The following is a 13,118-nucleotide window of genomic DNA, read 5'->3' as shown; positions in this document are numbered from 1 at the left end:
GCAGGTGATGTCATCTCATTCGCTTGCCCAGCTTCGCGCGCGCGACCGCGCCATGGTGACTGCTATCGACTGGCAACGCCTGTCCGAGCCGGAGGCGCGCCGTCTGCGCGAGCTTGGCATGGATGAGGGGGTCGAGGTCGAGATGGTGCGCCGGGGCGGCATCCTGGGCGGGCCGCTTGCCTGCCGGATCGGACGGATGACGGTGGCGCTGCGCCGCCATGTCGCCCTGGCGGTTACGGTCGAGCCGGCGGCATGAGCACCATTCCCATGATCGCGGTCGTCGGCAATCCCAATGCCGGCAAGACCGCGTTGTTCAACGCGCTGACCGGTGCCCGGCAAAAGGTCGGCAATTATCCCGGCGTGACGGTGGAGCGGCATTCGGGCCGCATCGCGCTGGCCGATGGCCGCCCGGCCGAACTGGTCGATCTGCCCGGCACCTATAGCCTGAACCCCGCCAGCCCGGACGAGGCGGTGACCCGCGACGTGGTGATGGGCCGTTTCGCCGGCGAGCGGCGGCCCGATGCCATTCTGGTCGTGGTCGATGCCGGCAATCTGGACAATCATCTGCGGTTCGCGTTGCAGCTGATCGCGCTGGGCCTGCCCGTTGTCGTTGCGCTGAACATGGTCGATCTGGCCGAGCGCGACGGCCTGACGCTGGACGCCGCGCGCCTGTCCGCCGAACTTGGCGTGCCGGTGGTGCCGACCGTGGCGGTGCGGCGGCGCGGGCTGGATGACCTGCGCGATCAGCTGAGCGAAGCATTGCGGACAAGGGCGGTCGTCGCCCCGGTGGCGGACGTGCCGGAGTTTTCCGATGTGCAGCGGCGGGCCCGCGCCATCGCACGCGCCGCGACGCTGAACGAAACGATGACGCGCCGCTGGACGCACCGGATCGATGCCGTGGCGCTGCATCCCGTGTTCGGCCTGATCCTCCTGCTTGGCCTGTTGTTCGTCATGTTCCAGGCGGTGTTCGCGTGGTCCGAAGCGCCGATCGGCTGGATCGAGGACGGGATCGCCGCGCTGGGCGGGGTGGTGGGCGAAACGCTGCCGCCGGGCATCCTGCACGACCTGATCGTCGATGGCATCATTGCCGGCGTAGGCGCAGTGATCGTGTTCCTGCCCCAGATCCTGATCCTGTTCGGCTTTATCCTGGTGCTTGAGGCATCGGGATACATGACGCGAGCGGCGTTCATGATGGACCGACTGCTGGCCGGGGTCGGCCTGTCCGGTCGCGCGTTCATCCCGCTGCTGTCCTCCTTTGCCTGTGCCATTCCCGGCATCATGGCAACGCGGACGATTGCGGACGAAAAGGAGCGGCTGTCGACCATCCTGATCGCCCCGCTGATGACGTGTTCCGCGCGGCTGCCCGTCTATACGATCATCATCGGCGCGTTCATTCCCGCGCGCGCCGTGCTGCCGGGTGTGGGGCTGCAGGGGCTGGTGCTGTTCATCCTGTACATTGCGGGCATTCTGGGCGCGCTGGCGGCGTCCTTGTTGCTGCGCCGGACGGTGACCAAGGGCGCGTCCTCGGGATTCATGATGGAGCTGCCGCGCTATCAATGGCCCAATGTGCGCGATCTGCTGCTCGGCCTGTGGCAGCGGGCGAGCGCGTTCCTGAAGCGCGCGGGGACGATCATCCTGGTCACCACAGTCTTGCTATGGGCGCTCCTCGCCTATCCCAAGGCGCCGGAGGGGCAGGCGCAGGTGGAATACAGCTATGCCGGGCGGATCGGCGCGGCGATCGAGGTGGTCGTGGCCCCCATCGGGTTCAACCGCGACATCGCGCTTGCCCTGTTGCCTGCCATGGCGGCGCGCGAGGTTGCCGTGGCGGCGATCGGAACCGTCTATGCCGTCGAGGATTCGGAAAGCGCCGATGGACAGACGACGATCCGCGACAATCTGCGCACCCGGTGGAGCCTGCCCACCGCGCTCGCCTTTCTCGCCTGGTTCGTGTTCGCGCCGCAATGCATCTCGACCATCGCGGTTGCGCGGCGGGAAACGAATGGTTGGAAATGGCCGCTGTTCATGGTTGGCTATCTGTTCCTGCTGGCCTATGCCTCGGCCGGCATCGTTTATTGGGGCGCGATCGCCCTGGGGCTTTAGGGACAGATCATGGCAGGCAGCGTCAACAAGGTCATTCTGGTCGGCAATCTGGGCAAGGACCCGGAAGTGCGCAGCTTTTCCAATGGCGGCAAGGTCGTTGAACTGCGCATCGCCACGTCCGAAAACTGGAAGGACCGCCAGACCGGCGAGCGCAAGGAAAAGACCGAGTGGCATACGGTCAAGATCTTCAATGACGGCCTGGCCGGCGTTGCCGAACGCTATCTGAAAAAGGGCAGCAAGGTTTACATCGAAGGCGCGCTGACCACCCGCAAGTGGCAGGATCAGAACGGGCAGGACCGGTATTCGACCGAAGTCGTGCTGCAGGGGCTGAACGGCAATCTGACGATGCTGGATGGCGCGCCCGGCGGCGGTGGCGGCGTGGGCGGCGGCGGATCACGCGGCGGCGGCGGCGACTGGGATCAGGGTGGCGGCAACGACTTTGCCGGCCAGTCTTCGCGCGGCGGAAATGGCGGCGGCGGTCGTGGCTTCAACGACTTTGGCGGCGGCTCGGGTGGCGGCGGCGGCTTTCCCGACGATCTGGACGACGACGTTCCGTTCTGATCGGCGCCTATAGCGTCGAAATCTCCGCAATGCCGAACCGGCCCGCCTGATAATCGCGATAGGCGGCGTGGATTTCCTCTACGCTGTTCATCACGAACGGGCCGTGCGCGACCACCGGCTCGCCGATCGGATCGGCATGGCACAGCAGGAACGAAGCTCCCGACGGGGAGGCCAGGGTCAGCCGGTCGCCCGGCCCGAACCGGCCCAGATGATGTTCCGGTAGCGCCCGTCCGCCAATGTCGAGCGCGCCGCGCACCGCATAGACGAACAGATCGCGGCCGGTAACGCCGTCCAGGCTGAGCGAAGCACCCGCATCCAGCGTGCCGAAACTGGCGAACACGCCGGTCAGCGATTCGACCGGCCCGGTTGCGCCATCGAAGGTGCCGGACACCAGATGCAGGCGCGCGCCATCGCGGGAGATCACCGGGATGGCCGCGGCGCTGACCCCGACATAGCGGGGCTGCGTCATCTTGAGCCGTGCGGGCAGGTTTACCCATAGCTGCAGGATTTCCATGGGTCCGCCGTCGCGCTTGAATGCCGCCGGGCTGACTTCCGCATGGACGATGCCGCGCCCCGCCGTCATCCACTGGATGCCGCCTGCATCGACGATGCTTTCGTGGCCCGCCGAATCGGTATGCGCCAATGACCCGTCGAGGACGAAGGTGACGGTTTCAAATCCGCGATGCGGGTGCGGACCGAATGGCAGGCCGTGATTGCCCGGCGGATAGGTTTGCGGGCCGTGATGGTTCAGGAACAGGAACGCGCCGATCCGGTCCAGCCCGATTCCCGGCACCGGCCGCCGGGTGACCAGATCGCCGATATCGTCCCGATGGGCGGGGTGGACGGACAGCAGCGCGATGTCGGCCATCGACCAGCCGGAGGTCAGTATGCGCGGGCGACGGCGAACTCGACCGCTTCGACCATCGCGTCCTTGGCCTTGCCATTGGCGAACGCGCCAAGCGCGTCGATCGCGCGCTGGCCGTAATGGCGGGCGCGGGCCAGGGTGTCGTCCACGCTGCGACTCGCCTGAACCAGGCGCACCGCCTCGGCAAAATCGGCGTCCGATGCGCGGCGGCCGGCGATGGCGTCGCGCCAGAACCGGCGGGCTTCCTCGTCCCCGCGGGCATAAGCGAGGATGACGGGCAGGGTCATCTTTCCCTCGCGGAAATCGTCGCCCGCATCCTTGCCCATCGTGCCGGCGTCCGACGTATAATCGATGGCGTCGTCGACCAGCTGGAATGCAATGCCCAGATTGCGGCCATAGGCGTCGAGCGCGGCTTCCTCGCCCTCTGGCCGTTCGGCCACGACGGCGGCAATGCGGCACGCGGCGGCGAACAGCGCGGCGGTTTTTGCGCCGATGATGTCGAGATAGCGGTCCTCGCCCAGCTCGACCTGCCGCGTCGCCGTCAGCTGGTTGACCTCACCCTCGGCGATCACCGCGCTGGCGTGGCTCAGGATCTTGAGCACCTTGAGGCTGCCATCCTCGACCATCAGTTCGAACGAGCGCGAGAACAGGAAATCGCCCACCAGCACGCTGGCCGGATTGCCCCAGATGATGTTGGCAGTACGCTTGCCCCGACGCAGATCGGACCCGTCGACCACGTCGTCGTGCAACAGGGTGGCGGTGTGGATGAATTCGACCGCGGCGGCCAGCTTGTGATGGCGGTTGCCGCCGTAATCGAGCAGCCGGGCGCTGGCCAGGGTCAGCATCGGCCGCATCCGCTTGCCGCCGCCGGCAATCAGATGCCCGGCCAGTTCGGGGATCAGCGGGATTTCCGACTGCATCCGGTCCAGGATCACCTGGTTCACGGCGTTCATGTCGGCCGCGACAAGCGCGATCATGGGATTGAGCGAGGGCTCGGCCCCGGTGCGCAGGCGGTGGATCGTCGCGGTCATCAGCAGGGGATGTGGCGGCTCGACGCGCCAAAGGCAAGGCTTTGCCCTTGCCTTTGCGTAACGTCACCGCGAAAGCAGCGTTAACGAAACGGGACCGGGCCGGGGACGCAGAATGACGGATGCTACGCTCGCACGCTATCGCCAGAGCATCGACAATATCGATGCCGCGCTGATCCATATGCTGGCCGAACGGTTCAAGATCACTCAGGCGGTCGGGCTGTACAAGGCGCAGGCCGGATTGCCCCCCGCCGATCCGGGGCGCGAGGAACGGCAGATCGAACGGCTGCGCCAGTTGGCCGATCAGGCTGGGCTGGACCCCGAATTTTCGGAAAAGTTCCTGCGCTTCGTCATTGACGAGGTGATCCGCCATCATGAGCGGTTTCAGGAACGCTGATCCCCCGCGTTTCCGCCGACCCTAGCGCCGGCAATCCTCGACCACGCGCAGAAATTCGGGCCAGGCGGGGATGACCAGCGTCTGGCCGCCGCCGGTCACGACGAACCGCCCGCGACTGAATCCGATCGCGTCGAACAGGCGGTCATTGGCCGGACGGACGAACCCGGCCATGCCCGGCTGACCCGGCAATGGCGACAGGACGACGGGCGCGGCCATCGAACTGGTCTGCACCTCTGCCGAGGCGGTTCCCGGCGGCAGGCGAAAGCCAAGGGTCAACTGACGCGACTGGCATCCCGCGCTGACCAGCGGCAGGGCGCCGGCGGTGCCATAGGTCGCGATTCCCGGCCGCCACTGCCAATCCCCGGGCGTGACCGGCCAGTCGCGCCAGTCGGCGGAGCTGCTGGGCACAGGGGCTGGGGCGGGTGCCGGCGCGGGGCTGGGCGCCGGGCGCGGGGCGGGGGCCGGAGCCGGCGGATCGACCCGCGGCACACAGGCGGCGATAGACAGGCCGAGCAGGATCAGCGGCGTGCGGGAAAAACGGACCATGGCCCGCTTATGGGCGATGCACGCCGCCGCCTCAACCGCCGATCACCGCGACATGCGGGGAAAGCGGAACGGGTCAGCGCCCGGCGCGGCCACCCCCGAATTTGCGCTGCGTCTTTCCGTAGCGGGTCTTGCGCGTGCCGGGTTTCCCCTCGTTCGACCTTCCCATGACTGGCGCCTTGCGCTCGCCCTCCGGCAGGCCCAGCTCCTCCGCCTCCAGCGAGCGGATTTCGTCGCGGATGCGGCCGGCCTCCTCGAACTCCAGATTGGCCGCTGCCTCGCGCATCTTCTTTTCCAGATCCTGGATATAGGCGCGCAGATTGTGGCCGACCATGTGGGGCCGGTCCTCGATCCCGGTATCGACCGTCACCTGATCCTTGCTGGCGACATGGGCGATGATGTCGCCGATATTGCGCTTGATCGTGGTCGGCGTGATGCCGTGCAGCGTGTTGTAGGCGACCTGTTTTTCGCGCCGCCGGTTCGTTTCGTTGATCGCGCGTTCCATGCTGCCGGTCATCCGGTCAGCATAGAGGATCACGCGGCCCTCGACGTTGCGCGCGGCGCGGCCGATCGTCTGGATCAGCGAGGTTTCCGAACGCAGGAACCCTTCCTTGTCCGCATCAAGGATGGCGACCAGGCCACATTCGGGAATATCCAGCCCCTCTCGCAGCAGGTTGATGCCGACCAGAACGTCGTACACGCCCAGCCGCAGGTCGCGGATCAGCTCGATACGCTCCAGCGTTTCGACGTCCGAATGCATGTAGCGGACCTTGATCCCCGCCTCGTGCATATATTCGGTCAGATCCTCGGCCATCCGCTTGGTCAGCGTGGTGACGAGGGTGCGGTATCCCTTGGCCGCCGTCGCCTTTGCCTCGACGATCAGGTCCTGGACCTGTTCCTCGACCGGCTTGATCTCGACGGGCGGGTCGATGAGGCCGGTTGGCCGGATGACCTGTTCGACGAACACGCCGCCGGTCTGTTCCATTTCCCACCCGCCGGGCGTGGCCGAAACGCTGACCGTCTGCGGCCGCATCGCATCCCATTCGTTGAAGCGCAGCGGGCGATTGTCGATGCAGCTGGGCAGGCGGAAGCCATATTCGGCCAGCGTGATCTTTCGCCGATGGTCGCCGCGCGCCATCGCGCCGATCTGCGGCACCGTCTGGTGGCTTTCATCGACGAACAGCAGCGCGTTTTCGGGCAGATATTCGAACAGGGTCGGCGGCGGTTCGCCGGGCAGACGGCCGGTCAAGAACCGGCTGTAATTTTCGATCCCAGCGCAGGAGCCGGTGGCGGCAATCATTTCCAGGTCGAAATTGGTCCGCTGTTCCAGCCGCTGCGCCTCCAGGAGCTTGCCCTCGATCTGCAGCTCCTTAAGCCGCTCGGCCAGCTCGAACTTGATCGCTTCCATCGCCTGTTTCAGCGTCGGGCCGGGCGTCACATAGTGCGAATTGGCATAGACGCGGATGCTGTTCAGGCTGGCGACCTTGGCCCCGGTCAGCGGATCGAACTCGGTAATCTCCTCGATCTCGTCGCCAAAGAAGCTGACGCGCCAGGCGGTGTCTTCATAATGCGAGGGGAAGATTTCGAGGTTGTCGCCGCGCACGCGGAATGCGCCGCGGGTAAAGGCCGCGTCGTTGCGCTTATACTGAAGCGCGACGAGCTTTCGGATGATCTCTCGCTGATCGACCGACTGACCTTTCTTGAGGTCGAAGATCATCGCCGAATAGGTTTCAACCGAGCCGATACCGTAGAGGCAGGAGACGGAGGCGACGATGATCACATCGTCCCGTTCCAGCAGCGACCGGGTGGCCGAATGGCGCATCCGGTCGATCGCTTCGTTGATGCTCGATTCCTTTTCGATATAGGTATCGCTGCGCGGCACATAGGCTTCGGGCTGGTAGTAATCGTAATAGCTGACGAAATATTCGACGGCGTTTTCGGGAAAGAAACTCTTGAATTCGCCATATAGCTGCGCGGCCAGGATCTTGTTGGGGGCAAGGATCAGCGCGGGGCGCTGCATCCCCTCGATCACCTTGGCCATGGTGAACGTCTTGCCGGAACCGGTGACGCCCAGCAGCACCTGATCCTTTTCGCCCGCGCGGGCCTGTGCCACCAGTTCCTCGATCGCCTGGGGCTGATCGCCGGACGGGGTATAGTCCGACACGATGCGGAACGGCCGCCCGCCCTCGCTCTTTTCCGGCCGCGCCGGGCGGTGCGGAATGAAGCTTTCTCCGGTTTCGGGTTCGTCCAGCCGCGTGCGAATCTGAATTGCCATGGGGTCAATATGGGGGGAGGATGCCGCATTGACAAAGGCCGGGGAGGACCAATTCCATGATCGGGTACACGATTGCCGGCACCAATGACGTCGAGCGTGCGCGGGGCTTCTACGATGCCCTGTTCGGCGCGATCGGCGTGGGGCGGTTGATGGAGTTCGGCCCGCGCGGTTCGGCATGGGGCGTCAGCTGGGGACAGCCGATGTTCGGCATCCTGACCCCGCATGACGGCGAACCGGCCAGTGTCGGTAACGGCATGATGATCGCGCTGGCCGCCGACGAGCGGGCCAAGGTGGACGCGCTTCATGCCAAGGCGATCGAACTGGGCGGCACCTGCGAAGGCCCGCCGGGATTGCGCGGGCCAGAGGGGCCGCAGGCCTTTTACGCCGCCTATTTCCGCGATCTCGATGGAAACAAGCTGGCGGCGTTCCGGGTCGGTCCGGCCTAACGCAGCGCGCGCACCGCCGGGGTATCGAGACAGCGGAGCAGCGCATCCCGGCTCATGGCGGGTCCGCCCGGCGTGGCTGCCCCCATTGCCGCAATGGGCGTCACCGCACCCAGCGCAATGGTGTCGAACTGTCCCGGCTGGCGGGTACAGGCCATGGCAGCGGCCAGCAGCTTTGGCGGGGTGTCATACCCTTCATAGGACAGGCGATAGGTGCCCCAGTGGATGCCGATGCCGCGTCCGGCGCCAAGGCGGCGGAATATCTCGACTGCATCAACAGGGCCGATATGGCTGCCCGTGCCCATTTGACCGGGGGTAAAGCGGAAGGCGCCGATCGGCAGGATGGCCAGCCGAACCGGGCCGTGGCGCGCGGCCTCATTTGCCCAGTTGCCATCGCCGAATCCAGTGTCGCCGGCAAAGAACAGGTTACCGCCCGATGGCAGCGTGACGACGAAGCTGGACCAGAGCGCCCGGTTGCGATCGGCGAACCAGCGGCTGCCCCAGTGATGGTTGCGGTTGACGATCACCTCCACGCCGGGCCGCACTGTCACACGCCCGCCCCAGTCGGCGGTGCGGGCTGGCACCCCCGCCTGGCCGATGACGCTGTCATTGCCCAGGCTGGTGACGATCAGCGGCCGGTCCCGATCCCACAGCCGTTTCAGCGTGGCGAGGTCCATATGGTCATAATGATTGTGGCTGACGACGATCAGGTCGATACGGGGCAGGTCGTCGAATGCCACGCCGGGCACTGCAACCCGCGCCGGACCGACGCCAAACGGGCCGGCGGTGTCCGCATAGATCGGATCGGTCAGGATGTTCAGCCCCTGCGTCTGCACCAGCACGGTGGCATGGCCGATCCAGGTGGCGAGCATCGCCTCGCCCGCGACGCGCGCGGGCGGCTTGCCCTGCTGCACGTCGACCCGGTCCGGCCAGGGCGGCCGGTCATCGGTCAGCATCCGGGTGAAAAAGCCCGCACGGCCCCCGCCACCCGGCGGGGCAGCGGTATCCTCTCCATCCGGATTGAAAAACCGCGCCCCGTCATAATGGCCGCTTTCCGGCCCGTCATAATAAAGGCGGTCCAGAAAGCGCGGCACGATGGTCACCGCGAGCAGGGCAGCGATGACCAGCCAGAGCAGCCCGGTGCCAAGCCAGCGGAACAGGGCGATCATGCGCCCTGCAGCAACCGTTCTTTGGCGATCCTGTCGCGCCATACCAGCGGGGCGAGCTGGTGGACATTGTTGCCCTCGCTATCCACCGCCACGGTCACCGGGAAATCCTCGACCTCGAACTCGTAGATGGCTTCCATGCCCAGGTCCTCGAACCCGACGACCTTGCTGCCCTTGATCGCGCGGGCGACCAGATAGGCCGCGCCGCCGACTGCCATCAGATAGGCGGATTTGGCGTCCCGGATCGCCTCGGTCGCGGCCGGGCCGCGCTCTGCCTTGCCGACGCAGGCCAGGAGGCCCTGATCCAGCATCATGCGCATGAACTTGTCCATGCGGGTTGCTGTGGTGGGGCCAGCGGGGCCGACGACTTCCTCGCCCACCGGATCGACCGGGCCGACATAATAGATGACGCGGCCCTTGAAGCTGACCGGCAGTTCCTCGCCCGCGGCCAGCATGTCGGCAATCCGCTTGTGCGCCGCGTCGCGCCCGGTCAGCATCTTGCCGTTGAGCAGCAGCCGGTCGCCCTGTTTCCAGCCCTGCACCACTTCCGGCGTCAGGGTGTCGAGGTCGACGCGGATCGCCGCCTTGTCCGGGGTCCAGTTGACGTCGGGCCATTCGTCCAGCTTTGGCGCTTCCAGATAGGCGGGGCCGGATCCGTCCAGGCTGAAATGCGCATGGCGGGTGGCGGCGCAGTTGGGGATCATCGCCACCGGCTTGCCCGCCGCATGGCAGGGCGCATCCAGGATCTTGACGTCGAGGATGGTGGAAAGCCCGCCCAGCCCCTGCGCCCCGATGCCCAGCGCGTTCACCCGGTCGAAAATCTCGATGCGCAGCGCCTCGATATCGTTCTGTGGCCCGCGTTCCTTGAGGACGCTCATGTCGATGGGTTCCATCAGCGCCTTTTTGGCCAGCAGCACGCAATGTTCCGCCGTGCCGCCGATGCCGATGCCCAGCATCCCCGGCGGGCACCAGCCAGCCCCCATCTGCGGCAGCATTTCCACCACCCAGTCGACGATGGAATCGCTGGGGTTCATCATCTTGAACTTGGACTTGTTCTCGCTGCCGCCGCCCTTGGCCGCGACATCGACATGGACATGATGGCCCGGCACCATTTCGACATGGAGGACGCAGGGCGTGTTGTCGCGCGTGTTGCGCCGGGTAAAGGCGGGATCGGTCAGAACCGATGCGCGCAGCTTGTTTTCCGGGTTCAGATAGGCGCGGCGGACCCCTTCATCGACAATGTCCTGCAACGAACGCGACGTGTCGTCCAGCCGGCAGTCCATGCCCCACTGGATGAACACATTGACGATGCCGGTATCCTGACAGATCGGCCGATGCCCCTCTGCGCACATCCGGCTGTTGGTCAGGATCTGCGCGATCGCATCCTTTGCCGCCGGCGCCTGTTCGGCCTGATAGGCCGCGCCCAGCGCCCGGATATAATCCATCGGGTGAAAATAGCTGATGAACTGAAGCGCGTCGGCCACGCTGTCGATAAGGTCGGCGGTCTTGATGGTCACAGTCATGGGCATTCCCGGCACGGCGGATCGAAAGCGCATCTATGCAGCGCCCGGCGCTTCTCCAAGCCGTAATTGTTGCGTGAACGTGGAAACGAATTCTCAAACAACTGCGCGCTACCCGTTTCGAAACGGATTAGGTGATGAAACGAGTGCTAGGCGCATTTCTGTCCAGAACATCGGCAGCAACGGCTGCCCGCAAGGATGGGGAGGCGGATGGCGCGCTGGCTCTGCAGCTCGTGCGCGCGTTCGAGGATCATGGCAGCGGCTGGTTTTGGCAGACGGATCGCCAGGGCAGAATCACCTATCTGACCGCAAAGGTTTCGGCCGACGTCTGCGAAAACGAAGAGGCCGCAGTCGGTGCGATGCTGACCGACCTGTTCCGGATGGACGAAAATTCCCCCGATTCGGAACGCAGCCTTGCCTTTCACCTGACATCGCGCACCGGGTTCACCAATTATTCGGTGCGCGGCGCCCGCCATGGTGTCGAACGGTGGTGGTCGATTTCGGGCCGGCCGGTGTTCGACCATCTGGGGCATTTTCAGGGATTTTGCGGCAGCGGCAGCGACCTGTCCGAACAGCGGCGGGCAGAGGCGGAAATCCAGCGGCTGGCCATGTTCGATGCGCTGACTGGCCTCGCCAATCGTCAGCGGATGCGCCTGTCCCTCGATCAGATGCTGTCGATCAATGGCCTGGCCAGCTATCGCGCCACGACGTTGCTGCTGCTCGACCTCGACCGGTTCAAGGCGGTGAACGACACGCTGGGCCATCAGACGGGCGATGCCCTGTTGAAACAGGTCAGCCAGCGGTTGACGCGGGCAGTGGGCGACAAGGGGCTGGTCGGCCGGCTGGGCGGCGACGAGTTCGAGGTCGTGCTGCCGGGCGAGGGGCATCAGGACACGATCAGCGAGGTGGCGCGCACGATCATCTCCGCGCTTAGCCACCCCTATTTCATCGGCGGGTCGTCGATCAGTATCGGCTGTTCGATCGGCGTCGCGATTGCGCCCGATGACGGCGGCGATGCCGAAACGCTGACCCGCAATGCGGATCTTGCCCTTTATGCGGCCAAGGCGGACGGGCGGGGCGTGCACCGGTTTTTCCGCCCCGAACTGCTGGCCGGCGCACAGGGGCGCAAGCAGCTTGAGGACGATCTGCGTTCCGCCCTGGCGCACAACCAGTTCCACCTGGTCTATCAGCCGGTGGTGTCCACCCGCGACCCGCGCATCGTGGGGTATGAGGCGCTGATCCGATGGGATCACCCGGTGCGCGGCCCGGTCAGCCCGGCCGAGTTCATCCCGATTGCCGAGGATTGCGGCCTGATCGAGGAAATCGGCAGCTGGGTCCTGCGTACCGCGACGATCGAGGCGGCGACCTGGCCCGACCATGTCCGGGTGGCGGTGAACGTATCGCCCATCCAGTTCGCCAATCCCGCGCTGCCCAGCACCGTAACCAGCGCGCTGGCCCGGTCCGGCATCGCGCCCGCCCGGCTGGAACTGGAAATCACCGAGGGCGTGTTCCTGACCGAAAATGCCGCCACCGAACGGATGTTCACCAGCCTGAAGGGGCTGGGCGTGCGGCTGGCGCTGGACGATTTCGGCACGGGTTATTCCTCGCTCGGCTATCTGCGCAATGCGCCGTTCGACAAGATCAAGATCGACCAGAGCTTTGTGCGCGGCGCGGCGCAGCCCGGCAGCCGCAATGCGGCCATCATCCGCGCCATCGTGACGCTGGCCGAAACGCTGCACATGGAAACCACGGCCGAGGGCGTGGAAATGCAGGATGAGGTGGAGCTGATCCGCAACCTGGGGTGCAGCCACATCCAGGGCTTTGTCTATGGCAAGCCGGTGCGCTGCGAACAGGTGCTGCAGCAATTGCAGACGGGCGAGGGCGAGGTGAAGGCGACCGGCCACCGCCATTCCCGTGCACCGCGCGCGCGAATGCTGCGCTGGGCGACGCTGCGGGTGAACGGTGCGTCGGGCGAGGTGCGGATCCGCGACCTGAGCAGTTCGGGCGCGATGATCGACGGGATCGAATTTCCGCAAAGCGCGCTGGGCTGCGCAGTGCAGATCGAGATGATCGAGGGCGAATGGGCCGGGGCGACCGTGCGCTGGGCGCGGGGCGAGCAGGCGGGAATCCAGTTTGACGAACCGTTCAGCCTGGATCGGTTGAACACGCCGCTGCGCCCGTCGCGCATCCGCAAGTCCGCCTGAACCCGAACGGGCGGCT

The 13,118-nt window shown here is 65.9% G+C and carries 12 protein-coding genes; 6 read left to right on the top strand and 6 right to left on the bottom strand.

Features of this window, described 5'->3' with window-relative positions:
• The first annotated feature begins 7 nt into the window (after window positions 1-7).
• The 3 genes from NYR55_RS08305 to ssb are packed head-to-tail and all read left to right on the top strand — an operon-like array spanning window position 8 to window position 2,661.
• Window positions 8-256 (top strand): FeoA family protein, encoded by a 249-nt coding sequence (locus NYR55_RS08305; RefSeq protein ID WP_260020752.1) that lies wholly within the window; start codon window positions 8-10, stop codon window positions 254-256.
• Window positions 253-2,100 (top strand): ferrous iron transporter B, encoded by a 1,848-nt coding sequence (locus tag NYR55_RS08300; RefSeq protein ID WP_260020751.1) that lies wholly within the window; start codon window positions 253-255, stop codon window positions 2,098-2,100. The genes NYR55_RS08305 and NYR55_RS08300 overlap by 4 nt, the downstream gene beginning before the upstream one ends.
• Before the next feature lie 9 nt (window positions 2,101-2,109).
• Window positions 2,110-2,661 (top strand): single-stranded DNA-binding protein, encoded by a 552-nt coding sequence (gene ssb / locus NYR55_RS08295; protein ID WP_260020750.1) that lies wholly within the window; start codon window positions 2,110-2,112, stop codon window positions 2,659-2,661.
• 7 nt (window positions 2,662-2,668) lie between these two features.
• Here the strand turns inward: ssb and NYR55_RS08290 are convergent, their stop codons facing one another.
• Together NYR55_RS08290 and NYR55_RS08285 are read right to left on the bottom strand one after the other, a co-directional pair.
• Window positions 2,669-3,529, bottom strand: coding sequence for a pirin family protein (locus NYR55_RS08290; RefSeq protein WP_260020749.1), 861 nt, complete (start codon window positions 3,527-3,529; stop codon window positions 2,669-2,671).
• Between the two features lie 14 nt (window positions 3,530-3,543).
• Window positions 3,544-4,557, bottom strand: a complete 1,014-nt coding sequence (locus NYR55_RS08285) for a polyprenyl synthetase family protein (protein WP_260020748.1) — start codon at window positions 4,555-4,557, stop codon at window positions 3,544-3,546.
• Window positions 4,558-4,669: 112 nt separating this feature from the next.
• On the opposite strand from NYR55_RS08285, the gene NYR55_RS08280 reads away from it, so the two are divergent.
• Complete coding sequence (locus NYR55_RS08280; protein WP_260020746.1) at window positions 4,670-4,951, top strand: chorismate mutase; 282 nt, start codon at window positions 4,670-4,672, stop codon at window positions 4,949-4,951.
• Between the two features lie 21 nt (window positions 4,952-4,972).
• On the opposite strand, the gene NYR55_RS08275 is transcribed toward NYR55_RS08280, so the two are convergent.
• On the bottom strand, window positions 4,973-5,497 hold the full coding sequence (locus NYR55_RS08275; protein ID WP_260020744.1) for a hypothetical protein: 525 nt from the start codon (window positions 5,495-5,497) through the stop codon (window positions 4,973-4,975).
• A 73-nt stretch (window positions 5,498-5,570) separates the two neighbouring features.
• Window positions 5,571-7,769, bottom strand: coding sequence for an excinuclease ABC subunit UvrB (uvrB, locus tag NYR55_RS08270; RefSeq protein WP_260020742.1), 2,199 nt, complete (start codon window positions 7,767-7,769; stop codon window positions 5,571-5,573).
• A 56-nt stretch (window positions 7,770-7,825) separates the two neighbouring features.
• On the opposite strand from uvrB, the gene NYR55_RS08265 reads away from it, so the two are divergent.
• Window positions 7,826-8,215 carry a VOC family protein gene (locus NYR55_RS08265; protein ID WP_260020740.1) on the top strand — a complete coding sequence of 130 codons (390 nt, stop codon included), beginning with the start codon at window positions 7,826-7,828 and terminating at the stop codon, window positions 8,213-8,215.
• Here the strand turns inward: NYR55_RS08265 and NYR55_RS08260 are convergent.
• Both NYR55_RS08260 and NYR55_RS08255 read right to left on the bottom strand, forming a co-directional pair.
• A complete protein-coding gene (locus tag NYR55_RS08260; RefSeq protein ID WP_260020738.1) occupies window positions 8,212-9,381 on the bottom strand; it encodes an MBL fold metallo-hydrolase in 1,170 nt (389 codons plus the stop codon). The two genes, NYR55_RS08265 and NYR55_RS08260, sit on opposite strands and share 4 nt — an antisense overlap.
• Complete coding sequence (locus NYR55_RS08255; RefSeq protein ID WP_260020736.1) at window positions 9,378-10,901, bottom strand: fumarate hydratase; 1,524 nt, start codon at window positions 10,899-10,901, stop codon at window positions 9,378-9,380. The genes NYR55_RS08260 and NYR55_RS08255 overlap by 4 nt, the downstream gene beginning before the upstream one ends.
• Window positions 10,902-11,035: 134 nt before the next feature.
• Here NYR55_RS08255 and NYR55_RS08250 point away from each other — a divergent pair, with 134 nt between their 5' ends.
• Entirely contained in the window at window positions 11,036-13,102 is a 2,067-nt protein-coding gene (locus tag NYR55_RS08250; protein WP_260020735.1) for an EAL domain-containing protein, read from the top strand.
• The last annotated feature ends 16 nt before the right edge of the window (window positions 13,103-13,118 follow it).

The sequence above is a fragment of the Sphingomonas sp. BGYR3 genome (assembly GCF_025153455.1).
Lineage (GTDB): Bacteria > Pseudomonadota > Alphaproteobacteria > Sphingomonadales > Sphingomonadaceae > Sphingomonas.
This window is presented reverse-complemented; position numbering and strand designations above follow the sequence as displayed.

What these genes read in the sequence shown, in the direction of transcription:
- ssb (WP_260020750.1), top strand. Translation starts at nt 2,110, where the DNA reads ATGGCAGGCAGCGTCAACAAGGTCATTCTGGTCGGCAATCTGGGCAAG.
- NYR55_RS08265 (WP_260020740.1), top strand. Translation starts at nt 7,826, where the DNA reads ATGATCGGGTACACGATTGCCGGCACCAATGACGTCGAGCGTGCGCGG.
- NYR55_RS08275 (WP_260020744.1), bottom strand. Translation starts at nt 5,497, where the DNA reads ATGGTCCGTTTTTCCCGCACGCCGCTGATCCTGCTCGGCCTGTCTATC.
- NYR55_RS08250 (WP_260020735.1), top strand. Translation starts at nt 11,036, where the DNA reads ATGAAACGAGTGCTAGGCGCATTTCTGTCCAGAACATCGGCAGCAACG.
- NYR55_RS08290 (WP_260020749.1), bottom strand. Translation starts at nt 3,529, where the DNA reads ATGGCCGACATCGCGCTGCTGTCCGTCCACCCCGCCCATCGGGACGAT.
- NYR55_RS08305 (WP_260020752.1), top strand. Translation starts at nt 8, where the DNA reads ATGTCATCTCATTCGCTTGCCCAGCTTCGCGCGCGCGACCGCGCCATG.
- NYR55_RS08255 (WP_260020736.1), bottom strand. Translation starts at nt 10,901, where the DNA reads ATGACTGTGACCATCAAGACCGCCGACCTTATCGACAGCGTGGCCGAC.
- NYR55_RS08300 (WP_260020751.1), top strand. Translation starts at nt 253, where the DNA reads ATGAGCACCATTCCCATGATCGCGGTCGTCGGCAATCCCAATGCCGGC.
- uvrB (WP_260020742.1), bottom strand. Translation starts at nt 7,769, where the DNA reads ATGGCAATTCAGATTCGCACGCGGCTGGACGAACCCGAAACCGGAGAA.
- NYR55_RS08280 (WP_260020746.1), top strand. Translation starts at nt 4,670, where the DNA reads ATGACGGATGCTACGCTCGCACGCTATCGCCAGAGCATCGACAATATC.
- NYR55_RS08285 (WP_260020748.1), bottom strand. Translation starts at nt 4,557, where the DNA reads ATGACCGCGACGATCCACCGCCTGCGCACCGGGGCCGAGCCCTCGCTC.
- NYR55_RS08260 (WP_260020738.1), bottom strand. Translation starts at nt 9,381, where the DNA reads ATGATCGCCCTGTTCCGCTGGCTTGGCACCGGGCTGCTCTGGCTGGTC.